The sequence below is a fragment of the Gordonia sp. NPDC003376 genome, from assembly GCF_053589235.1.
On the sequence record NZ_JBSFRM010000012.1, the window covers coordinates 148,395 to 169,389 of the forward strand.

At 67.8% G+C, this 20,995-nt stretch carries 22 protein-coding genes; 11 read left to right on the plus strand and 11 right to left on the minus strand.

The window, feature by feature from the left end:
* Nucleotides 1-307: 307 nt before the first annotated feature.
* The 4 genes from ACWDUA_RS14555 to ACWDUA_RS14570 form a co-directional block, all read right to left on the minus strand.
* The gene (locus tag ACWDUA_RS14555; RefSeq protein WP_449751712.1) at nt 308-850 is read right to left on the minus strand and encodes a ferritin; all 543 of its coding nucleotides are present in this window, start codon (nt 848-850) and stop codon (nt 308-310) included.
* An 81-nt stretch (nt 851-931) separates the two neighbouring features.
* Nucleotides 932-1,843, minus strand: coding sequence for an LCP family protein (locus ACWDUA_RS14560; protein ID WP_449751713.1), 912 nt, complete (start codon nt 1,841-1,843; stop codon nt 932-934).
* Nucleotides 1,844-2,374: 531 nt separating this feature from the next.
* A complete protein-coding gene (locus ACWDUA_RS14565; RefSeq protein ID WP_449751714.1) occupies nt 2,375-3,184 on the minus strand; it encodes a CPBP family intramembrane glutamic endopeptidase in 810 nt (269 codons plus the stop codon).
* 46 nt (nt 3,185-3,230) lie between these two features.
* Nucleotides 3,231-4,007 carry a DUF2470 domain-containing protein gene (locus ACWDUA_RS14570; protein ID WP_449751715.1) on the minus strand — a complete coding sequence of 259 codons (777 nt, stop codon included), beginning with the start codon at nt 4,005-4,007 and terminating at the stop codon, nt 3,231-3,233.
* Between the two features lie 137 nt (nt 4,008-4,144).
* Between ACWDUA_RS14570 and pheA the strand changes: the two genes are divergently transcribed.
* Together pheA and ACWDUA_RS14580 are read left to right on the plus strand one after the other, a co-directional pair.
* Nucleotides 4,145-5,128, plus strand: a complete 984-nt coding sequence (pheA, locus tag ACWDUA_RS14575; RefSeq protein WP_449751716.1) for a prephenate dehydratase — start codon at nt 4,145-4,147, stop codon at nt 5,126-5,128.
* On the plus strand, nt 5,128-5,799 hold the full coding sequence (locus ACWDUA_RS14580; protein ID WP_449751717.1) for a histidine phosphatase family protein: 672 nt from the start codon (nt 5,128-5,130) through the stop codon (nt 5,797-5,799). The genes pheA and ACWDUA_RS14580 overlap by 1 nt, the downstream gene beginning before the upstream one ends.
* 49 nt (nt 5,800-5,848) lie before the next feature.
* Here the strand turns inward: ACWDUA_RS14580 and ACWDUA_RS14585 are convergent, their stop codons facing one another.
* Together ACWDUA_RS14585 and ACWDUA_RS14590 are read right to left on the minus strand one after the other, a co-directional pair.
* Nucleotides 5,849-6,199 carry a metallopeptidase family protein gene (locus ACWDUA_RS14585; RefSeq protein WP_449751718.1) on the minus strand — a complete coding sequence of 117 codons (351 nt, stop codon included), beginning with the start codon at nt 6,197-6,199 and terminating at the stop codon, nt 5,849-5,851.
* Nucleotides 6,200-6,278: 79 nt separating this feature from the next.
* Nucleotides 6,279-7,397 (minus strand): septum formation family protein, encoded by a 1,119-nt coding sequence (locus ACWDUA_RS14590; RefSeq protein WP_449751719.1) that lies wholly within the window; start codon nt 7,395-7,397, stop codon nt 6,279-6,281.
* A 132-nt stretch (nt 7,398-7,529) separates the two neighbouring features.
* On the opposite strand from ACWDUA_RS14590, the gene serS reads away from it, so the two are divergent.
* Together serS and ACWDUA_RS14600 are read left to right on the plus strand one after the other, a co-directional pair.
* Nucleotides 7,530-8,786, plus strand: a complete 1,257-nt coding sequence (serS, locus tag ACWDUA_RS14595) for a serine--tRNA ligase (RefSeq protein ID WP_449751720.1) — start codon at nt 7,530-7,532, stop codon at nt 8,784-8,786.
* Nucleotides 8,787-8,837: 51 nt separating this feature from the next.
* Nucleotides 8,838-9,782: an EamA/RhaT family transporter gene (locus ACWDUA_RS14600; RefSeq protein ID WP_449751721.1), complete on the plus strand. Its 945-nt coding sequence runs from the start codon at nt 8,838-8,840 to the stop codon at nt 9,780-9,782.
* Between the two features lie 33 nt (nt 9,783-9,815).
* Here ACWDUA_RS14600 and ACWDUA_RS14605 read toward each other — a convergent pair whose 3' ends face one another.
* On the minus strand, nt 9,816-10,472 hold the full coding sequence (locus tag ACWDUA_RS14605) for a response regulator (protein WP_449751722.1): 657 nt from the start codon (nt 10,470-10,472) through the stop codon (nt 9,816-9,818).
* Complete coding sequence (locus ACWDUA_RS14610; RefSeq protein WP_449751723.1) at nt 10,469-11,701, minus strand: sensor histidine kinase; 1,233 nt, start codon at nt 11,699-11,701, stop codon at nt 10,469-10,471. The genes ACWDUA_RS14605 and ACWDUA_RS14610 overlap by 4 nt, the downstream gene beginning before the upstream one ends.
* Nucleotides 11,702-11,823: 122 nt before the next feature.
* Here ACWDUA_RS14610 and ACWDUA_RS14615 point away from each other — a divergent pair, with 122 nt between their 5' ends.
* A complete protein-coding gene (locus ACWDUA_RS14615) occupies nt 11,824-12,390 on the plus strand; it encodes a hypothetical protein (RefSeq protein WP_449751724.1) in 567 nt (188 codons plus the stop codon).
* A gap of 30 nt (nt 12,391-12,420) precedes the next feature.
* On the opposite strand, the gene ACWDUA_RS14620 is transcribed toward ACWDUA_RS14615, so the two are convergent.
* Complete coding sequence (locus ACWDUA_RS14620) at nt 12,421-14,016, minus strand: Rieske 2Fe-2S domain-containing protein (protein ID WP_449751725.1); 1,596 nt, start codon at nt 14,014-14,016, stop codon at nt 12,421-12,423.
* 215 nt (nt 14,017-14,231) lie between these two features.
* Between ACWDUA_RS14620 and ACWDUA_RS14625 the strand changes: the two genes are divergently transcribed.
* Nucleotides 14,232-14,831, plus strand: coding sequence for a DUF5134 domain-containing protein (locus ACWDUA_RS14625; protein ID WP_160319635.1), 600 nt, complete (start codon nt 14,232-14,234; stop codon nt 14,829-14,831).
* Between the two features lie 47 nt (nt 14,832-14,878).
* Nucleotides 14,879-15,649 (plus strand): lysophospholipid acyltransferase family protein, encoded by a 771-nt coding sequence (locus tag ACWDUA_RS14630; RefSeq protein ID WP_449751726.1) that lies wholly within the window; start codon nt 14,879-14,881, stop codon nt 15,647-15,649.
* 31 nt (nt 15,650-15,680) lie between these two features.
* Here ACWDUA_RS14630 and ACWDUA_RS14635 read toward each other — a convergent pair whose 3' ends face one another.
* Nucleotides 15,681-16,553 (minus strand): LysR family transcriptional regulator, encoded by an 873-nt coding sequence (locus tag ACWDUA_RS14635; RefSeq protein ID WP_449751727.1) that lies wholly within the window; start codon nt 16,551-16,553, stop codon nt 15,681-15,683.
* A gap of 102 nt (nt 16,554-16,655) precedes the next feature.
* On the opposite strand from ACWDUA_RS14635, the gene ACWDUA_RS14640 reads away from it, so the two are divergent.
* From ACWDUA_RS14640 to ACWDUA_RS14655, 4 genes are all read left to right on the plus strand, one after another.
* Nucleotides 16,656-17,081, plus strand: coding sequence for a YybH family protein (locus ACWDUA_RS14640; RefSeq protein WP_449751728.1), 426 nt, complete (start codon nt 16,656-16,658; stop codon nt 17,079-17,081).
* A 57-nt stretch (nt 17,082-17,138) separates the two neighbouring features.
* Nucleotides 17,139-17,951, plus strand: a complete 813-nt coding sequence (locus tag ACWDUA_RS14645; RefSeq protein WP_449751729.1) for a lysophospholipid acyltransferase family protein — start codon at nt 17,139-17,141, stop codon at nt 17,949-17,951.
* On the plus strand, nt 17,948-18,790 hold the full coding sequence (locus ACWDUA_RS14650; RefSeq protein ID WP_449751730.1) for an HAD family hydrolase: 843 nt from the start codon (nt 17,948-17,950) through the stop codon (nt 18,788-18,790). Before ACWDUA_RS14645 ends, ACWDUA_RS14650 begins: the two co-directional genes overlap by 4 nt.
* 1,243 nt (nt 18,791-20,033) lie before the next feature.
* Complete coding sequence (locus ACWDUA_RS14655; RefSeq protein WP_449751731.1) at nt 20,034-20,627, plus strand: hypothetical protein; 594 nt, start codon at nt 20,034-20,036, stop codon at nt 20,625-20,627.
* Here ACWDUA_RS14655 and ACWDUA_RS14660 read toward each other — a convergent pair.
* Nucleotides 20,600-20,995, minus strand: a 396-nt coding sequence (locus ACWDUA_RS14660; protein WP_449751732.1) for an integrase core domain-containing protein, incomplete at its 5' end; no start/stop codon positions are given. The two genes, ACWDUA_RS14655 and ACWDUA_RS14660, sit on opposite strands and share 28 nt — an antisense overlap.

Sequence of the window (20,995 nt, forward strand, 5' to 3'; positions counted from 1 at the left end):
TGTGCTGGTTGTTGGTTGAGCAGACGGGGAATGTGAAACATCTGCCTGTTGGGCGGCTCGGTCCTGGCTCAACCATCGGAAGATGTTGTGCTGGTTGGTGGTTGAGTAGACGGGGAGTGTGAAACATCTGCCTGTCGGGCGGCTCGGTCCTGGCTCGGCCATCGGAAGTGGCTGTAGCAGTGGGTGGTTGAGCCGATGAGGAGCGAAGCGACGAGGCTTGTCGAAACCTCCGTCGGCCGAACATGCCAACGCGGCAACCGGATACGATAAAGGCCGCCCACCGATGGCGGACGGCCTTCGGCCGGAATCAGAGATTGCCGCCCGCGGCGGGGGGCGCGGTGGCGTCCTTGCCCTCGCTGCCGTTGAGCTCACGCTCGACGAAGTTCTCGAGGTCGAACAGGTTGCCGTTGGCGCGCTCGGCGATGGTCTGCAGCGTGGTCATGGTGGCGACCTCTTCGATCTGCTCCTTGAGGAACCACTGCATGAACTGCTCGCCGAGGTAGTCGCCGGTGTCGCGGGCCGACTTGGCGAGGTCGACGATCTGCTGGGTGACGCGCTTCTCCTGGTCGAGGGCGAGCTCGATGGGCGCCTTGTAGTCGGCGAACTCCGAGCGCGGCGCGTCGATGCCCGGGATCGCGACCTCGATGTCGCGGTCGAGGAAGTACTGCACGATCATCATCGCGTGGTTCCGTTCCTCCACGGACTGGGCGTAGAAGTGACGGGCCAGCTGCGGCATGTCGTGGTTGTCGTAGTAGACGCCGACCGCGATGTATTGCTGCGACGCGGCGAACTCGTGGCCGATCTGCTCGTGCAACAGTTCCTGGAACTTGGTGCGATCTGTGGTGGTCATATACCGAGAATAGAGGCAATCGGATGTCCGATTCATCTCAGTTGACCCTTACTGAGGTCAGTCTGACCTTGGTGAATGCCCTCAGTTGCCGGTCGAGTCGACAAGAGTGCGGGGGATCGGCTGACCCCGCCGGATGGCGTCGAAGAACTCCTTGGTGTTGTCTCCGACAGCCAGTGAACTGCCGTCGTCGGTGTCGATGTCGCCGCCGTTCGGGGTGGTGACGGTTTGCGGGGAACTGCGAAGCGCCCACGCGAGCGATGCCAGGTTCCAAATGTGGGTGCCGTTGTCGACGACGAGCGTGTCGACGACACCGTTGACGAACGGGAACAACCGGAACGGGTTGAGCAACACCGACATGCTCGTGGCCTTCGACATCAGCGCGGCGAGGAACTTGCGCTGGTTCTGCACGCGCTGCAGATCGGCGTTGGGGAAGTCGCGGGTGCGGACGAAGCCGAGTGCCTGCTGCCCGTTGAGGGTCTGGCATCCGGCCTTCAGGTTCAGGCCGGCCTTCGGATCCCGCATCGGGGCGTCGACGCAGATGTCGACACCACCGATGGCGTCGACGAGCGAGTCGAAACCACCGAAGCCGATCTCGGCGTAGTGATCGAGTCGCATCCCCGACAGCTCTTCGACGGTCCGCACGAGCAACGGTGCGCCACCGATACCGAAGGCGGCGTTGATCTTGTGCTCGCCGTTCCCCGGGATCGAGACGTACAGGTCGCGGGGGATCGAGATGATCGCCGGATCACCCGATGTCGGCTTGTAGACCAGCATGATCGTGTCGGTGCGGGCGCCGTCGCTGTCGCCGGTGGCGAGGTCGCGTTTCTGCTCCTCGGTGAGTCCGGCGCGGGAGTCGGTGCCCACGATCAGCCACGTCGTACCCGGGCTGGCGGCGGGCCGGCCGGCATAGGTGGCCAGTGCGTCGGTCCGATTCAGCTTGCTGTCGTAGTAGAACATCAACCCGACGGGGGTGACGACGAGCAGGAGCAGCACCACCAGCAGGATGCGGCCGACACGGAACCTGCGCGGGCGTCGCGGACCGCTCCGGCGGGGACGGCGACCGCGCTCCGGCGCGGGCGGTGTGTCGCGCGGGGGCGGTGGTGTGGGACCGGCCGGTCGAGGGGAAGCGGGAGCGCCGGACCGGGCCCGTCCTCGGGGTTCCGGCCGTCCGGCCGGGATGGGCTCGGGCTTCTGTGGTGGCGCGTAACCGGCACCCGCGGCCGACCAGGCCTGGGGTGGCCGATACGCGGTGCCCGGCCGGGCCTCGTGACGGCGGGTCGGCTCGTCGGACGCCGGTGGCGGTGGCACCGGTCGTCGGGGGGCGGGATTCGGCGGCGAACCGGGATTCCGCACGCCGTGGTCCGGGTGGCGGGGGGCTGCGGCGGGGGCCTGATGCGCGGGCGCCGGATTCCGTCGGGCCGGGCCGGGCGGCGGACCACCGCGTCGTCCCGCATTCGGCGGATCGGGCTGGTTCATTGCATCGAAGATACCGAGTGCCGTCGAGACGCCGTGTCATTCACCTGATCAGCCCACCCAGGACAGGTGCCGGTGCAGCAGCGCATACCCGATGAAGGCCATCACATCGATCACCGCGTGGGCCACCACCAGCGGCCACACACGATTGGTCACCTGGTAGTACCGGCCGAAGACCAGACCCATCACGACATTGCCCAGACCTGCACCGACACCCTGATACAGGTGGTAGCCGCCACGCAACACCGCGCTCGAGATCAGGGCCGCATTCGCCGACGACCCGAGTTGCCGCAGCCGTGTGATCAAGAACGCCACGACGACGATCTCCTCGGCGGCCGCGTTTCCGACGGCCACCAGGATGTACAGCGGCCAGCGCCACCACGCACCCTCGGCCTCGCTGGGTACCAGGTGTGCGTTCATGCCGAGTGCGCGGGCAACGGCGACGAGCACAAGACCGGGCACCCCGATGAGCGCGGCGAGGAACAGCCCGGGTGGGACGTCGGAGCTCGGGCGGATTCGCCCCAGGCCGACCGACGACAGGCGCAGCCCACCACGCCACAGCAGATACGCCCCGAGCCCGGCGATCCCGTAGAGCCGCACGGCGCTCATCAGCTGCCGGATCAGGTCGATCGCCGGGACATCGGAGCGGCTGGGGTTGAGTGCCACGGTGGCATTGCCGACGCCCACCGACACCTGAAGTTCGATCAGCGACAGGATCGCCGAGATCGCCGAGAACCCGAAGGTCAGGACGCCGACGATGCACAGTTCGAGGATCAGCGCGCGGCGTTCGCGGGGTTCGGTGACGGTGCCGGGGACGTGGTCGGCCGGTGGGCGAAGCCAGGCCGCGACGGGGACACGCATGCCGGTCAGCCTACGGCCGTGCAACCGGGCGCCGTGACCGATGGATCTACTCGGGCAGGCTGTTCATGAACGGGCAGCCTGCCAACGAGCGCAGCGCGCGGGACAGCTCGGCGACGTCGGAGACCGGCCGCGGGAAGGGGAGACGGACGTCGGAGTCACCGTCGATGCCCTCGATCCGGAAGCGGATGCCGAAGCGGTCGAGTCCGAGCGGACGGACCCGGCCGCGGCGCATATCGCGCGGCAGGCGTCGGGCGAGCTGCCCCACCATGTCGGCGTGATCGGCGTCGAGGTGGGCGATCCACTCGCCCTCGTACTCCCAGAACGGGTCGGGGTCGGCGGAGGCCAACTCCGCGGCGGGCACGCACGCGGCGCCGGAGCTGCCTGCGACGACCGCGGTGTCCACCTGCAGCCGGATCATCGACCGGCCGTGGCCGATGTCGAGGAGCCCGCCGTCGGGGTGCTCGGTGGCGATCTCGAGGGCCAGGTCGCGTTCGAGATCCCGGGGGACGGGGTGGGCGGTGCCGTTCAGCCAGATCAGGGAGCGGACGCGCTCACGCAGGTCGATGGGTGCGCAGTCGGTGATCTCGACCATCGCGGGCACGCCGTCGGGGGAGTTCCCGGCGAGCGCGATGATGTCGCTGTCGGTGGGGATCAGCAGAAAAGCCTGTGACTCGAAGAGGTGGACCAGGTCGACCGATGCGGGTGGGGGGGTGTGGCTGTCGGCGCCGGTGGGCTCGACGGCGATCATCGCTGCGCCGGCCCGACGGCAGGCGGTCGCGATGACCTCGGCGTCGGACGGACGGTCGGTGATGGCTCGCGTCATGGGGTTCCTCGTGGGGTGTCGTCGTCGGGGCCGGAAGGGCAATGAAGGTAACCCTAACCTAAATCTCGATGCCGCATCGGTCAATGGTTGGGGTCGACGCGAACGAATATCCAACGTCGCTCGACTAAGCTCTTGTCGTGACCGTGTTCGCGTATTTCGGCCCGCCCGGGACCTTCACCGAGATGGCGCTCGACCGCCTCCTGGCAGATCCGCACCTGTCCGCCGGGGTGCGTTCGGACGGCGGTTTCGGCGCCGTCGACAAGCTCGTCGCCCCCAGTCCCGTCGCCACCATCGCGGCCGTGCGCTCCGGCGCCGCCGACTTCGGTTGTGTACCCATCGAGAGCTCTCTCGAGGGCTCGGTCCCGGCCACGATGGACGCACTGGTGCCCTTCGCCGATGCGTTCGCCGCATCCGGGGCCGGCCGCGTGCAGATCTTCGCCGAGGTGAACCTCGACATCGCCTTCACCATCGCCGCCCGCCCGGGTACCACGCCCGCCGACGTGCGTACCGTCGCCGCCTATCCGGTGGCCTCCGCGCAGGTTCGTGAGGCAGTGGAAAAGCTCTATCCCGGTGCCGAATTCGTCACTTCCGGCTCCAATGCCGCCGCGGCCCACGACGTCGCCGAGGGGCGGACCGATGCCGCGGTGACCACCGGGCTCGCCGCCGAACTGGCCGGCTTGACGGTCTTGGCCGACGGGGTGTCCGACGCCAGCGACGCCGTCACCCGTTTCCTGCTCGTCGGCAAGCCGGCACCGCCGCCGCGCCGTACCGGCACCGACCGCACCGCGGTGATGCTCGAACTGCGCAACCAGCCCGGCAGCCTGATGGAGGCGATGAACGAATTCGCGGTCCGTGGAGTCGATCTGACGCGCATCGAGTCGCGGCCCCGGCGCGATCCGGCCGGCGGCAGCACCCATGCGGGCCAGTACCGCTTCTTCCTCGACACGGTCGGACACATCGACGACGCCCCCGTCGCCGAAGCCGTCCGCGCCCTCCACCACCGCTGCGAACGGATCGTCTACCTCGGCTCCTGGCCGGCCGCCGGAGATGGTGGCAGCCCGCCGCCCGACGACGCCGACAGTGCTGCCTGGGTCGAGGCGATCCGCCGGGGTGAGGGCTGATGGCCCGACTCCACCTCGTCCGCCACGGGGAGACCACCTCCAACGTGATGGGCCGGCTCGACACCGCGCTGCCCGGGGCCGCGCTCACCGATTTCGGTGTGCGGCAAGGTGTCCGGTACGCATTGGAGAGTCGTCGCAACGAGCCGACAGTGCTGGTCAGCTCGGTCGCCCGCCGCGCGCAGCAGACCGCCGAGATGATCGGGTCGGTCTGGGATCTCGACGCCGCCGTGGTCGAGGGCATCCACGAGGTGCAGGCCGGTGACCTCGAGGACCGGTTCGATCGTGACGCGCACGGGGTGTTCCGGGATGTCATGCACGCCTGGCACGACGGCGATCTCGACACCCGGATTCCCGGCGGCGAGTCGCTGCAGATGGTGTACGACCGCTACCTCCCGGCCGTCGATGAACTCGCCGCACGCTACCTCCGTGGCCCCGAGCAGCGTGACGTCGTGGTGGTGAGCCACGGCGCGGCCATCCGGCTGGTCGCTGCCCACCTGGCCGGGATCGACGGGAAGTTCGCCGCGGCAACGCATCTGCCCAACACCGGCTCGGTGGAACTCGAACTCACCGAATCCGGCATCTGGGTGTGTCATCGCTGGGGTGCGCGACGCGCACCGTTCGGCACCGTCGACGAGCCGCTCGTCGTCGACGACGACAACCCGATGGGCTGAGTCGCGCCTCGCCTCGTGGCCTGGGGCGAACTCCGAAAGCCGTTGCTGCTCAGCCCCATCCGTGAGCGTGCAACCACTCGTCGTCGATCCCGAAGTGGTGGCCGACCTCGTGGATCACGGTGACCGCCACCTCGTGCACCACCTGTTCCCGGGTGTGGCACATCGCAAGGATCGGTTCCCGGTAGATGGTGATCGTGTCCGGCAGGAACCCGGCATAGTCGTGGGTGCGCTCGGTGAGTGCCACCCCTGAATAGAGCCCGAGAATCCCGCGCGACTCCGGATTGAACGGTTCGATCAGGATCACCACGTTGCTCATCGCGTCGGTGAACTCGGTGGGGATGGTGTCGAGTGCGTCGCCGACGAGCTCCTCGAACTCGGCGTCTGACATGTGAACCGGCATCGATTGCCTTTCTCCGACTCGTCGTCGGGGACACGTGTTCGGGGGCAAGCGTTCTCGGTCGGGCCCTAGGCGGGTCCCGTCAGCCGGCCGGTGCGGGGGTCTCCGCGGGATTGGGCACGACCCCCGGCGGCAACGGTACCGGTGTCGGCAGGGCACGTCCGGGCGGCGCCTGCGATGGCGGGACCGGTAGCTTTCCGTTGATCAGCACTGTCGCGCGCGCGTCGCCGACCAGGGTGGCGAACCCGCCGCGGTCCGGAAGACCCAGGTAGCACACCACCTTTCGGCTACCAGCCAGCCACCGCGGCTCACTGATCACCGACCACTGCCAATTCAGCGTGGTGTCCTCGAGCTTCTTCTTGCCGCCGACGAACCGTTCGGCCTGACCCGGGCAGATCGTGGTCAGATAGGCGTTCTGTTCCTTCTCGTCCGGCCACGGACGGCCCGACGTCTGATCCCCGAACCGTGGGGCGAGGTCGACGATCCCGGTGGTCTGAAAGGCGTGTGGCTCAGAGCAGTTCACCACAGTCGGCGGGGTGGCCACCCGGCGGGTCTGCGGGTCGATGCCGATACATGTGCCGGCCGGCCATTGGAACGACTGGTCCTGATCGGCCACCTTGCCGGAGAACAGCTGTGGGGTGCCGTCCTTGCCGGTGACCTGCAGCCCGCAGCGCAACTCGCGCGCCCCCTTGCCCCACTGTTCCTCGGACGGGAACATCATGCCCACCGAGAACCGGCCCTGCGGATCGAGTTTGCCCTTCAGATAGGCGTCGACGATCACCGGACACTGTTCGTCGCGGATCTCGGCGAACCGCTGCGCACCCGGCCACGCCGACGAGTCGCCGAACTCCGAGCCCGGCAGCACCGCGGTGTCGAGGGCACCGGCCACCTCGAAGCGGTGTTCGTCGGTGCAGGCGACCTTCGCCGGATCACCCGGATGGCCCTCCGGCCAGGTCAGGCAGTCGCCGGCCACCGACTGGGTGAAGGCGTTCTGGGCGAGGCGCTCACTCTCGCCGATGTCGGTGCCGCCGACGCTGCCGCGGTCGTCGAACGCACCCAACGACAGCGCGACCCCGCCGGCGACCAGTGCGCCGATCACGATCGCCACCAGCACGATGCGTATGGAGTTCCGGCGCGCCCAGCCGGGAGCGTCGGACCGGCCCTCGGGGCCGGGATGTTCGAGGTGGGCTTGGTCACTCATCAGGATCCATCATGCCTGTTCCGTGGCGGCATCCCCGGCATCGACCCGCAACCGGGCTCCCGGCGATGCCGCCGGAGTACGCAACTGCCTCAACTCCGGCGCACACAGGTGACTCGCGTAGGGTTTGAGATCGTGATCGACCTGAAGATTCTCCGCGACGACCCCGAGCGTGTACGCGTGTCGCAGCGCGCCCGCGGTGAGGACCCCGGCCTGGTGGACGCGCTCCTCGCGGCCGATGCCACCCGACGTTCGGCGATCGTCGAGGCCGATTCCCTGCGTTCGGAGCAGAAGTCCCTCGGCAAGCAGGTCGGCAAGGCCTCCGGTGACGAGAAGACCGCCCTGCTCGCCCGCGGAAAAGAACTGGCAGAGCAGGTCAAGACCGCCGTCGCCGAGCAGACCGAGGCCGACGAGCAGGCCAAGTCCGCACACCTGGCCATCTCCAACATCATCGAGAACGCACCCGCCGGCGGCGAGGACGACTTCGTCGTGCTCGAACACGTCGGTGAGCCGCGCGCCCTCGACAACCCGAAGGACCACCTGGAGCTGGGTGAGTCGCTCGGCCTGCTCGACATGGAACGCGGCGCCAAGGTCTCCGGGTCGCGGTTCTACTTCCTCACCGGTCAGGGTGCGCTGCTGCAGCTCGGCCTGCTGAACATGGCCGCGGCGAAGGCCGTGGCCAACGGGTTCTCGCTGATGATCCCGCCGGTCCTGGTGCGTCCCGAGGTGATGGGCGGCACCGGATTCCTCGGCGCCCACGCCGACGAGGTCTACCACCTCGACAAGGACGACGACCTCTACCTGGTCGGCACGTCGGAGGTGCCGCTGGCCGGCTACCACATGAACGAGATCCTCGATCTGTCCGACGGTCCCAAGCGGTACGCCGGCTGGTCCACCTGCTTCCGCCGTGAGGCCGGCAGCTATGGCAAGGACACCCGCGGCATCATCCGCGTCCACCAGTTCGACAAGATCGAGGGCTTCATCTACTGCCGGCCCGAAGAGGCCGAGGCCGAGCACCAGAAGCTCCTGAACTGGGAGAAGGAGATGCTCGCGGCCATCGAGGTGCCCTACCGTGTGATCGACGTCGCCGGGGGCGACCTCGGGTCGTCGGCGGCCCGCAAGTTCGACTGCGAGGCCTGGGTCCCCACCCAGAACACCTACCGTGAGCTCACCTCGACGTCGAACTGCACCACCTTCCAGGCCCGTCGCCTGTCCATCCGGTACCGCGACGACCAGGGTAGACCGCAGGTCGCCGCGACGCTCAACGGCACCCTCGCCACCACCCGCTGGATCGTCGCCATCCTGGAGAACCACCAGCAGCCCGACGGCACCGTCCGTCTACCGGCCGAATTGGCGAAGTTCGTCGGCACGGACGTGCTCGCACCGGCATGATGGCGGCGAAGGTCGGTCCCGTTCGGGTGGCCGTTCAGGGATAGGCAGGATATGACGGTCGGCATCATCGTCGCGGTGGTCGGTTCGGTGGCCTTCGCACTGGCGGCGGTACTGCAGTCGATGGCGGCCACCTGGCATGCCCGAGACACTGCGATCGCGGCGGCCGAGGGGCGCAAGTGCGACACCAAGCCGCACCCGAGCCTGCGCTCGACCCTGCGGACGATGATGAAGTGGCCGTTCCTGATCGGACTGGCCCTCGACGTCGTCGGATTCGGTGCCACCATCGTCTCGGCCAAGCTGATCCCGCTGTTCCTGTCCCAGTCGATCATCGCCGCCCGATTGGTCGTCACCGCCCTGCTGGCGATGGTCATGCTGCACCTCGCACTGCGGACGCGTGACTGGATCGCCGGCACGGTGGTGATCATCGCGCTGGTGGTGCTGGCCATCGGCGCCGGCTCGGAGGGGCGCGTCAACGACGACTGGATGCACTGGGCGACCGTCGTCGCCGGTGTGGTGCTGTTCGGCCTCGGCCTGGTGCTCATGCGGGTGCTGCACAGCCACATCGCATCGATCACCGGCCTCGTCGCCGGCGCGCTGTTCGGTGTGATGGCGGTGGCCTCGCGCGTGCTGCACGGACTGAGCCCGTTCGATCTCGGCCAGATGCTCACCGACCCCGCGCTCTATGCCCTCGCCTTCAGCGGTATCAGCGGTTTCTACCTGTTCACCGTCGCGTTGCAGACCGGTTCGGTCAACGGCGCGGCCGCCGCACTCGTCGTCGGCGAGACGGTTCTGCCCGGGGCGATCGGCATCCTGCTGCTCGGCGACACCATCCGCGACGGCTGGGTGATCCCCACCGGGATCGCCTTCGCGGTGGCCGTGATCGGCGGGGTGGTCGTCTCCTCGTCGAGTGCGGTGGCGGCGGTCGAGACCGGCGAGGCCGCGGCCTTCCACGAACCCCGGCCACCTCAGCTGGAGAAAGCGTCCAGCGACGCCTGACGGGTGCCGGCCCGCTCCGCACCGGGCCGCCGGCTACACCGATCCGCCCAGATCGCGGACGAGGATCGCCGCCTGCACGCGTGAGGCCAACCCGAGTTTCATCAGGACCCGGGACACATGCGTCTTGACCGTCGCCTCCGTGATGAACAGTCGGGCGGCGATCTCGGCGTTGCTCAGGCCGTCACCGAGGCAGCGCAGTACGTCCCGTTCGCGGTCGGTGAGATCGGCGAGTTCCGGCGTCGGCTGGGGCGCGACGACCGGCACACCAGGCGAGCGGAAGGATTCGACGACGCGGGTGGTGATCTCGGGCGAGAGCACCGCGTCGCCTCGCGACACCGAGCGCACCGCATCGATGATCTCGTCGGCCGACGCGGTCTTCAGCAGGAATCCGCTCGCACCGGCGCGCAGTGCCCCGAAGACGTACTCGTCGAGGTCGAAGGTGGTCAGCACGATCACCGGACACAGGGCCTCCGCGACGATCCGGGCGGTGGCGGTGATGCCGTCGGTGCCCGGCATCCGGACGTCCATCAGCACCACGTCCGGCCGGAGGGAGCGCGCGGTGGCGAGGGCCTGATCGCCGTCGGCCGCCTCGCCGACCACATCGAGACCGTCGGCCGGTTCGAGAAGCATCCGGATCCCCGCGCGGATGGCGGCATGATCGTCGGCGACGAGGACAGTGGTCGGGGTCATGGGGTGCTCTGGGTCGAGGTGGGGGTGCGGGCCTCGGGCAGGACGGCGGTGACGGTGAAGTGACCGTCGGCGCGGGCCGCATCCAGGGTGCCGCCGACCAGGCCGGCACGCACGGACATGTTGGCCAGGCCACGCCCGGCATGGGACGCAACGGAATCGGACCCCGACTCGGTCACCGGGTTGGTGATCTGCAGGCGCAACGTCGCGTCCTCGTGGGTGACCACGATCCGGATAGGCTGTCCCGGTGCGTGGGTCACCGCATTGGTCAGGGACTCGGCCAGGATCCGGTGGGCGGCGATGTCGGCCACCGGTGGCAGGACGTCGACGGTGTCGGCATCGGTGATCCATGTCGGACAGTCGATCTCGACGTCGGTTCCCGACTCCACGATCGGTGCGACGAGGCGGTCGAGCCGCCGCAGCCCGGCCGTCTCGCGGGTGGCTGCCGGGGCGCGTGCCCCGGCGGTGTCGGCGAGCAGATCGATCATGCCGCGCATCTCGGTGAGTGCATCGACGCTGTTGGTCCGTACCGCGGCCACGGCCTTGCGGGCCAGGGCGTCGTTCTCCGGATACTGCAGTGCCGCAGCCGATTGCACCGCGATCGCGGAGAGTCGGCCGGCGATCACGTCGTGCAGTTCGCGGGCGAGACGCCGGCGCTCGTCGGCGACGGCCTCGGCGCGCTCTCGGTCGGCGAGTTCGGTCAGTATGCGAGATTGATTGCGCTCCAGGGCGAGTGCGCTGCGGTGCGTGCGGACCGCGAGGCCGTAGGCGAGAGGTGAGCCGACGAGTGCGAGCAACCACAGCACACAGACGAACAGGAACCGCCACTGCGCGAGCGACGGGGAGGCCGCCACCAGGATCAGCACCGCCGCCGAGACCGCCGTGCACACCCCGTACAGCACGTGCACCAGACGCGCCGAGCCGTACACCGCGGCGGCATAGACGATGTCGGAGAACACCAGCCACACGGGGATGGACGGGACGGTAGCCGTGTCGACGACCAGCGCGGCGGTCACGCCGCCGAGCGCGATCGCCGGATGCGTCGAGCGCAGCAACTGGAAGGCACAACCGATCCCCAGGGTGACCAGTCCGAACCAGTCGGGGCCCAGGCCGTGGAGATCGGCGCCGATCCGGCCGAGCCCGGCGAGCTGGATGGCGACACCCAGGCCGAGGAACAGCAGCGTCATCCCCACGTCGTCGAGATGCGCGCGGGACACCGGAACACGCCACATGAGCCCATCGTCGCATGCGGGGCAACCCCGGTCATCCGACGAAAGGATGACCCCGGACGGCCGAATGCGGCTCGGTGAGGTGGCCGATGTGCCGGCACCGGGTGCGGCGGCAGGCTGGACCCATGAGTACCGAAATCACCGCGTCCCCGGTCCTGTGGGCGATCATCGGCTGCGAGATCGGCTTCTGGGTCCTGATTCTCGCCGGTCTGTCGGTGCGGTATCTGCTGCACCGTCAGCGGCTGTCGACGATGATCCTGTTCGCGGTACCCGCCGTCGACGTCGTCCTGGTGGCGGCGGTGGTCCTCGATCTCGCGGATGGCGCGCAGGTGACGGCCGTGCACCGGCTGGCAGGCATCTATCTCGGCGTCACCGTCGCGTTCGGGCACAGCATGATCGGTTGGGCCGACGCCCGATTCGCACACCGCTTCGCCGGGGCGCCGGCGCCACGGAAGCCACCGCGCGGCGGCCGTGCCGCGATCCGCGCGGAGTGGATCGGCTTCGTGCGCTGGCTGCTCGCGGCAGCGATCTGCGGGGTCGTGGTCCTCGGGCTGTCGGTGACCGTCGCCGACGCCGAACAGGCTGCTGCCCTGCGTCAGACGTTCGGGTTGCTCGGGGTGGTGACGGTGATCTGGCTGCTCACCGGACCGGTGTGGGAACTGTTCGGGGCACGCGACGACCGGGCCGGGTGACCCTTCCGGCCGTCGCGCACACCCGGGGCGTCACTCGATGCGCGAGGCGCGCAGCTCGTGTCCCTTCGACGTCAGGCAGCGGCCGCTGCCCAGATCCCACTGCCAGCCATGCAGATTGCAGGTCAGCTTCTCGCCCTCGATCACACCGAACCTGGACAGGTCGGCCTTGAGGTGCGGGCAGCGACGCTGGATCTCCCAGCCGTCCTTGGTGATCGAGGCGGAATCGTCGTGCGCCTCGGCGAACCAGCCGTCCGCGTAGGCGATCCGCTCGTCGGTCAGACACTTGAAGAAGGTGTACAGGTACTCGTTGTACCCACCGATTCGCCACGTGGTGAACCGGGTGGACAGGAAGATGGTGTTGACCCAGTCGGGTTCCTGATCGCGCAGCACCGTACGAACCAGCTCCGGTGCGATCCGGAAACCGTAGCGGTACTTGCCCTCTCCCTCCTTGGGCTCCCGGACGATGCGGTTCGGGAAGTCCACCACCACGGTCTGTTCGCCGATCACCAGACCCACCGGGTAGCCGATGCCGTCGCAGATCAGATCCGACTGCGCCATGATCGGCTCGAACAGCTGCTTGAGCGGCTCGAGGAGCGGCTCGCCGTCGTCGACGGCCCAGGAGGCCTTCTCCGCGGCGATCACCGGGGCGAACTTCTCCTTCATCCGCTCCAGGTATGCCTGCTTGTTCTCGCCGAACACCTCGTGCGGGGCGTACGGGTGGCTGACCTCGTCGAGGGTGGAGCCGGTGAACTCGGCGACCGAGCCCGATACCATCATCAGCCCGCGATGCTTCTCGCCGTCGTCGGTGCCGTGGATGCGCATCTGCTCCAGGAAGGTCTCCTGATCGGGGAAGATCGAGGTGACATCACCCGGGCGGGCGTTCTCCGGACTGTCGATGCCCGAACCGAAGTCGTTGAGCCCGAACAGGTCGTCGTCGAGGAACATCGGCGGACCGGCCGACGGAACCACCCAGGTGGCCCCGACCTGCTCGATGTAGGAGCGGGCACGGTCCATGCCGCGCTGCCGCTTCTGTGCGGCGAAGTTGGCCTTCGATCGGCGCGGGATGTCGTAGACCATCGGATACCAGATGGCGCCCGAGTACTGCAGCAGGTGCACGTCGACGTGACCGAACGACTCGCCGATCACGTCGAGGTCGATCGGGCGGGCGTCGTTCATGTTGAACACGGTGGTCTCGCCGTCGGACACGACCAGTCCGGAATCGCCGATCGGGCCGTCGGCTGGTGCACGCAACGCGATGATCATGACGTCGAGGGACCCCTTGGGGCCGGTGATCGTCTGCTTGACCGAGTCGGTGGTCTCCACGAACTCGGTGAACCCGAGCTTCTCGAGTTCGCGACGCAGATCCGGCACCGGATAGTCGGGGAGGAGGACGGTGGCGTCCTTGCTGATGTTCTCGCGCAGATTCTGCTCGTCGAAGTGGTCGCGGTGCAGATGCGAGACATAGAGGTAGTCGCACTGCCCGAGGGACTTCCAGTCCAACTCCGAGTTGTCCGGGAACGGCACCCACGATGCGAAGTACGCGGGGTTGGTCCAGGGATCGCAGAGGATCGACCCGGCCGCGGTCTGGATGTGGAATCCGGCATGGCCGATGCTGGTGATCTTCACTTCGAACCTCTCACACGCTCGTTGCGCAGGGCTGGGATTTGCGCACTCGGTGTCTCAGGGTAGTCGGACCGGCGGCCGTCGCTACGGCCATCGGTCCCGAATCGGGTGGCGGGTCAGCGCCGATCACGACGCCCCGGTGACCTGCGCCACGTCGTGGAACCGGGCCCGCCCGACGCGCGACTGCTCAGGGCATGACCATGCATCACCAGCAAGAGATGACTCCCGCGTTCGACTGGTTCCCGCCATGGTTGACCGTCATCGCGTCGATCCTGCTGCTCGGTGCGGCGCTGCACCACCTGCCGTGTGTGCTGCACGGTCACGGCAACCGCTGGTTCCATCTGGGCCATATCGCGATGTGCGCGTCGATGATCTACATGTACCTGATCATGTCGTTCCGGCCACCCGTGTCGTGGGGACCCGACGCCCGCACGGCCCAGATGTGGTTTTTCACCGCCACCAGCGCGGTGGTCCTGGCCCACCTCATGGTGCTGATCGCGCGTCGTCGGACGTTCTCGCTGCTCTGGGTGCTGTTGCTGGTGCAGCAGGTGGCGATGATCTACATGTGGCTGCCGATGAGGTGGTGGAGTGGGCTGCTCACCACCGTCGTGTCGGTGTGGTTCCTCGTCGAGGCGATCGGCTGGCTCGCCGATGTCTTCCGCGGCTATCGGATCACGCCGGCCGACTCGCGTACAGACGTCCCCGACGACGTGCACATGACCGGCGGCTGGGCCGACCGGCTGACGATGGCCTCCATGGCCGTCGCGATGGCGTACATGTTCGTCGGGATGCAGGCGATGGCCGGTTTCGAGTTCTGACGGTGATGGCTCCGCGCTTGGTGGCCGCTCTCGCTAGGGTCTAGGCCATGGAACCCGTGTACTCCACCGTGATCACCGCCGCCCGGCTGCTCTGGCTGGCCGAAGGTCTCGATTTCACGGTGTCCGGTGTCGAGAACACGCCGGCCACCGGGCCCGGCGTGATCGCCATCAACCACACCGGCTATCTCGACTTCACCTACGCCGGCATCCCGGCATTCCTGCAGGGCAGGCGATATGTGCGGTTCATGGCGAAGAAAGAGGTCTTCGACAACAAGTACTCGGGGCCGATCATGCGGGCGCTCAAGCACATTCCGGTCGACCGGGCCAACGGTGCGCAGAGCTACCGCGACGCCGTCGACTATCTCAAGCGCGGTGAGCTGGTGGGTGTCTACCCGGAGGCGACGATCAGCCGTAGCTTCGAACTCAAGGAGTTCAAGTCCGGGGCGGCTCGGATGGCGCTCGAGTCCGGTGCCCCGATCATCCCGACGGTGATCTGGGGTGCGCAGCAGGTGTGGACCAAGGGGCACCCCAAGAAGCTCGGCCGCCACGGTTTCACGATCATGATCGGTGTCGCCGAACCGATCGAACCGGTCGGTGACGCCGATGCCCTCACCGCGCGGCTGCACGAGTCGATGAGTGCGAAGCTGCTCGAACTCCAGGACGCGTACGGTCCGCATCCGCAGGGCGAGTTCTGGGTGCCCGCCAGGCTCGGCGGTTCGGCACCGACGCTCGAGGAGGCCAACCGGATGGACGCCGAGGAGCAGGCCGCCAAGGCCGCACGCCGTGCCCGGCGCGAGCAGGGATCGTCGGAGGGCTGAGCGTCCGGTTGCCCGGCCGAACCTGACCGGATCAGTCCTGGTCCAGGCCGAATGCCGACCGGGCGAGTTCGACGAACACCGACACCGCCGGTGACGGTCGCCGCCGCCAGACCAGGCACAGCAGAGCCGGTCGGTCGACGCCGTCGATCGGGACTCCGTGCAGCGTGGAGAGGTGCTCGGCGGCGATCGACTCGCTGAGGATGCCCACCCCGACCCCGCCGCGCGCCAGTGCGGCCACCGCGTCGGGGGAGGTGGCCTCGACGTCGACGGGCCGGGCGCACCCGTCGTCGAACACGGTGCGGATACCCGCGCCGGACGGCAGGCCGATCAGGGTCTCGCCGTCGAGGTCGTCGGACCCGATGCGGCGTCGCCCGGCCAGCCGATGACCATGCGGCACCACCGCGACCACCCGTTCCGAGATGACGGTGAGCGCCTCCAGGCCGGCCGGTGGTGCCCCGGCCGAACCGGTCAGCGCGGTGTCGAGATCACCACGGCGGACCCGGTCGGCGAGGGCCGGGGACTCGTCCTCGCCCAGTGACACCCGAACCCCGGGGTGGGCCCGCCGGAACGCGGCGAATGCGTCGAACAGCGGCGTGATGGTGCATCCGTCGACCATCCCCACCGCCAGGGTTCCGGTGATGACCTGCGCGACATCCGCCGATGCGAGTCGTGCGGACTCGGCCGCGGCCAGCGCCGCACGGGCGTGGGGGAGTGCGGCGTGCCCGGCGTCGGTGAGTGCCACCGTGCGCCCCACACGCTCGAACAGTCGGGTTCCCCATTCTCGTTCGAGGCCGGCGACCTGCGCACTGATGTTGGGCTGGGAGGTGTGGGTGGCCGCGGCCGCCCGCGTGAACGAACCGGTCCTCGCCACGGCGACGAAGTACTCCAGCTGGCGCAGTTCCATAACTGATGATGATAGGACTCATCCGAACAAACTCTTGGACTTATACATGTGATCGGGCTGACGCTGGACGGGAGAAGCGATCCGACCCGAGGAGGTCACCCCATGCCCGAGAACCGTCCGTCCGAGAACCCTGCGCCCGAGAACCATGTGTCCGACAGGGCTGCCCGAACCCCGGAGGACATCACCCGGCTGTTCGTCGAATACTCCAATGCCGGCGACGCCGACGCGGTGGCATCGCTCTATCACGAGGATGCAGTCCTCGCCTATCCCCCGGGAGAGATCACCCGAGGTCGTGACGCGATCCGCGACCTGTGGGCCTCGGTGCTTGCCCACCGCCCGACATTCACACCCGAAACACCATTGCCGACACTGTGTTTCGGCGACATCGCGCTCACCTCCACACCGCCCCGGGACGGTGCAGGCGCGCGGGCGCAGGTGGTGGTCCGCCGCCCCGACGGTTCGTGGGTGCGCATCATCGACCAGCCCGAGTTCATCCACCCCGAGCAGTCGGCGAGCGACGCCGGCTGATCGACAACCGGCGGACGCTCAGGCGCCCGACCGTGGGCGGCCGTTAGGCTGATCCGCATGACAGATGCGGACCACCAGGCCCGTTCCCCGCGGCGGGAGCCGGTCTTCCGCGGACTCGAGATCATCGCGAACACGCTCGTCCGCGCGCAGAACCTCGACCTGCGGTATGCGGGGCTGGACAACATCCCGAGCGCGGGTGGGGCGGTGCTGGCGGTCAACCACACCTCGTACGTCGACTTCCTACCCGCGGCCCTCGGCCTGTACCGCGTCGGACGCCGGGCGCGGTTCATGATCAAGTCCGAGGTGATGGACGTCGGGATCATGCGCTTCCTCGTCAACCACACTCGCACCATCACGGTGGACCGCTCGCAGGGCGCCGACGCCTACCGGGCCGCGGTCGCCTCGCTGCGCAATGGTGAGATGGTGGTCGTGTACCCGGAGGCCACGATCAGCCGTAGCTTCGAGCTGAAGGAATTCAAGACCGGTGCGGTGCGGATGGCCGCCGACGCCGGTGTCCCGGTGGTGCCGGCGATCGTCTGGGGTGCGCATCGGCAGTGGACCAAAGGCGGTACCCGCGCCATGGGCCGCACCGGTATCCCGGTGTCGGTGCGATACGGGGCACCGGTCACGGTGGATGTCGACGCCGATGCCGCGACCAAGCGGCTGCGCGAGACGATGACCGGGCTCTTGCACCAGGTGCAGGACGAGTACGGATCGCATCCGGTCGGCGAGTTCTGGGTGCCCGCGCGACTGGGCGGATCGGCACCCACACCCACGGAGGCCGCCAAGATCGAGACCGAGGAGGCTGCGCGCAAAGCAGAAGCGCGCGCCCGTAAGGCGGCCGAACGGGCCGGAAAGGGTCGTCGGTGAACCCCACCCCTGAACTGCCGCGTCCGACGCTGATCGCCAGCGACGTCGACGGCACCCTGATCGACGACGCCAACCGGGTGTCGGCGCGCACCGCGTCGGTGCTGGCCAGTGCTGTCGGGACCGGCACCGAGTTCGTGCTCGCGACGGGTCGTCCACCGCGCTGGATCGCCGAGGTGACCGACCAGTTCGATCCGTCGGCGGTCCGCGTGCGCTATGCGGTCTGCGCCAATGGTGCGATCGTCTACGACGTCGAGCACGACCGAGTGTTGTCGGCGGCCACGCTCGGCCCGGATGTGCTGCGGCGCATCGGAAGTGTTGCGGCCGAACTGATCCCGGGCTGCGGAATCGCCGCCGAGCGGGTGGGCAGGTCGGCGCACGATGCCGCCACCCCGCCGTTCGTCGCGACTGCCGGCTACCAGCACGCGTGGCTCAACCCCGACCACGTCGAGGTGGGCGACGACGAGATCTACGAGGCGCCCGCGGTCAAACTGCTGGTGCGCTCGCCGGGGATGGCGAGTGCGGAGATGGCACAACGACTCTCGGTGCTCGCCGACCTCGCCCAGATCACCTTCTCCACCGACAACGGGCTGGTGGAACTCTCACTGCCCGACACGCACAAGGCGTCCGGTCTGCGGAAACTGCTGGAGCACACCGAGATCGATGCATCCACCACGGTCGCCTTCGGTGACATGCCCAACGACGTCGAGATGCTCACCTGGGTCGATCACGGCGTAGCCATGGGCCATGCACATCCGGCCGCCCTCGCCGCCGCCGACGAGATCACTGTCGGCAACAACGACGACGGTGTGGCCCGTGTGCTGGAACGGTGGTTCGGGTAGGGCGAACCTCCGCGCTGCGATAACCCGTGTGCTGGGATGATTGAGCCGGACCGAGCATCGCGAGGAACCCCCGAACGATGATTGAGCGAGACCCGCCCTGAACGGTGATTGAGCCGGGACCGAGCGGAGCGAGGAACCCCCGAACGATGATTGAGCCGGGACCGAGCGAAGCGAGGACCCGAGTCGAAATCTCCCCAGCCTACGTCGGGTGCGTGACCACCTCCGGAGTGGTCACGTTGACGAGTTCGGCCGCCGGAGGTTTCGACACGCCTCGTCGCTCCGCTCCTCACCGGCTCAACCACCAACAGCCCGTTGCTGATCGAGCCGGGACCAAGCATCGCGAGGAACCCCCGAACGATGATTGAGCCGGGACCGAGCGAAGCGAGGACCCGTGTCGAAATCTCCGCAGCCTACGTCGGGTGCGTGACCACCTGCGAGGTGGTCATGTTGGCGAGTTCGGCCGACAGAGGTTTCGACACGCCTCGTCGCTACGCTCCTCATCGGCTCAACCACCAACCGCCTCTTGCCGATTGAGTGGGATAGTCCCGAACGATGATTGAGCCGGGACCGAGCATCGCGAGGACTCGTGTCGAAATCTCCGCAGCCTACGTCGGGTGCGTAACCACATCCGGAGTGGTTACGCCGGCGAGTTCGGCCGCCAGAGGTTTCGACACGCCTCGTCGCTCCGCTCCTCACCGGCTCAACCACCAACAGTCTCTTGCTGATCGAGCCGGGACCAAGCATCGCGAGGACCCGAGTCGAAATCTCCCCAGGGTGGGTTGGGTGGTGACCACCTCCAAGGTGGTCACGCCGGCGAGTTCGGCCGACAGAGGTTTCGACACGCCTCGTCGCTCTGCTCCTCATAGGCTCAACCACCAACAGCCCGTTGCTGATTGAGCCGGGACCAAGCATCGCGAGGACCCGTGTCGAAATCTCCGCAGCCAGCACTGGGTGGTAACCACCTCCAGAGTGGTCACGTTGACGAACTCGGCCGACAGAGGTTTCGACACGCCTCGTCGCTACGCTCCTCGTCGGCTCAACCGCCAACAGTCTCTTGCTGATTGAGCCGGGACCGAGCGGAGCGAGGACCCGAGTCGAAATCTCCGCAGCCAACGTTGTCCCCAACAACCCCACAGGTGAATCCCAACCCCCACGGTGAACAGGCGACCCACTTTATCCACAAATACTGATCACCTTGACAATTCGACGTCGGTTCGCCTATACGTTCGCTACAATAGAACACATGCAGGGGGAACTGGACACCATTATCGACACACTCACCAATTGTCGTTTCGACGACGATCAGACCGGGCAGGTCATCTTCGCGGACATGCAGAAACTGGTCACCATACGCAACCTCGTCGACTCACTCACCGCCGCCGGTGCCGGACACCTCGACCGGCTGGGTTTGGCGCAACGGCATGGGCACAAACCGATCGCCTTGTTGATCGAGATGGGTCTCGCGCCAGCCGTCGCTGCCCGGATGCAGCGGATCGGGACCTCGGCGGTGGTGGCGCGCACTGTGAACCATGCTGCTGACGGGGCGATTTCCGGTGAACACGTCGACGCGATCGTGCGCGGACTGAATCAGATCGGACTACGCGCCGGAGAACCACCCGACACCGACACGTGGGCGACCTTTGAGGGAGACCTGTTGGCGCAAGTCCTGTCCGGGGCGACACCGGCCGAGGTGATGGCACGCGCACATCAATTGGGGGACCATCACTCGTCGGATACCGACGGTGGACGACCCGCGAAAGAGGACCGCAACCTGAAGCACCCCAGGTTTCGTGCCACCTCGTTGGTGGGCTACCTGCTGGTAGTGACCCCAGCATAGTAGGCAGCCTCGTACTCGTTGGGCGGGACCAAGCCGATCGACCCATGCAGCCGAGTCGAGTTGAACCAGTCGACGTAACCCAGGGTCGCGTATTCGACGTCCGAGAGGTCCCTGTAGGGCCCAGCGTGGAACACCGTGGTCTGGATGCACTCGGTCTTGTACAGGCCGTTCGTCGACTCGATCAGCGCATTGTCGTAGGCGTCGCCCACCGATCCGATCGACGCGGTGATCGATTCCAGATCAAGCGTGCCCGTCAGGGCCGACGACGTATATTGCGAACCCGCATCACTGTGATGGATCAACTCGCCCGCCACCACCGGCCGACCTTCCCGCTCCCGCTCCGAGAGCGCCATCCGAATCGGAATCAT

What these genes read in the sequence shown, in the direction of transcription:
- ACWDUA_RS14635 (WP_449751727.1), bottom strand. Translation starts at nt 16,553, where the DNA reads ATGGAACTGCGCCAGCTGGAGTACTTCGTCGCCGTGGCGAGGACCGGT.
- ACWDUA_RS14640 (WP_449751728.1), top strand. Translation starts at nt 16,656, where the DNA reads ATGCCCGAGAACCGTCCGTCCGAGAACCCTGCGCCCGAGAACCATGTG.
- ACWDUA_RS14625 (WP_160319635.1), top strand. Translation starts at nt 14,232, where the DNA reads ATGACTCCCGCGTTCGACTGGTTCCCGCCATGGTTGACCGTCATCGCG.
- ACWDUA_RS14655 (WP_449751731.1), top strand. Translation starts at nt 20,034, where the DNA reads ATGCAGGGGGAACTGGACACCATTATCGACACACTCACCAATTGTCGT.
- ACWDUA_RS14630 (WP_449751726.1), top strand. Translation starts at nt 14,879, where the DNA reads ATGGAACCCGTGTACTCCACCGTGATCACCGCCGCCCGGCTGCTCTGG.
- ACWDUA_RS14555 (WP_449751712.1), bottom strand. Translation starts at nt 850, where the DNA reads ATGACCACCACAGATCGCACCAAGTTCCAGGAACTGTTGCACGAGCAG.
- ACWDUA_RS14565 (WP_449751714.1), bottom strand. Translation starts at nt 3,184, where the DNA reads ATGCGTGTCCCCGTCGCGGCCTGGCTTCGCCCACCGGCCGACCACGTC.
- ACWDUA_RS14585 (WP_449751718.1), bottom strand. Translation starts at nt 6,199, where the DNA reads ATGCCGGTTCACATGTCAGACGCCGAGTTCGAGGAGCTCGTCGGCGAC.
- ACWDUA_RS14610 (WP_449751723.1), bottom strand. Translation starts at nt 11,701, where the DNA reads ATGTGGCGTGTTCCGGTGTCCCGCGCGCATCTCGACGACGTGGGGATG.
- ACWDUA_RS14570 (WP_449751715.1), bottom strand. Translation starts at nt 4,007, where the DNA reads ATGACGCGAGCCATCACCGACCGTCCGTCCGACGCCGAGGTCATCGCG.
- ACWDUA_RS14615 (WP_449751724.1), top strand. Translation starts at nt 11,824, where the DNA reads ATGAGTACCGAAATCACCGCGTCCCCGGTCCTGTGGGCGATCATCGGC.
- ACWDUA_RS14605 (WP_449751722.1), bottom strand. Translation starts at nt 10,472, where the DNA reads ATGACCCCGACCACTGTCCTCGTCGCCGACGATCATGCCGCCATCCGC.
- ACWDUA_RS14580 (WP_449751717.1), top strand. Translation starts at nt 5,128, where the DNA reads ATGGCCCGACTCCACCTCGTCCGCCACGGGGAGACCACCTCCAACGTG.
- ACWDUA_RS14645 (WP_449751729.1), top strand. Translation starts at nt 17,139, where the DNA reads ATGACAGATGCGGACCACCAGGCCCGTTCCCCGCGGCGGGAGCCGGTC.
- ACWDUA_RS14600 (WP_449751721.1), top strand. Translation starts at nt 8,838, where the DNA reads ATGACGGTCGGCATCATCGTCGCGGTGGTCGGTTCGGTGGCCTTCGCA.
- ACWDUA_RS14590 (WP_449751719.1), bottom strand. Translation starts at nt 7,397, where the DNA reads ATGAGTGACCAAGCCCACCTCGAACATCCCGGCCCCGAGGGCCGGTCC.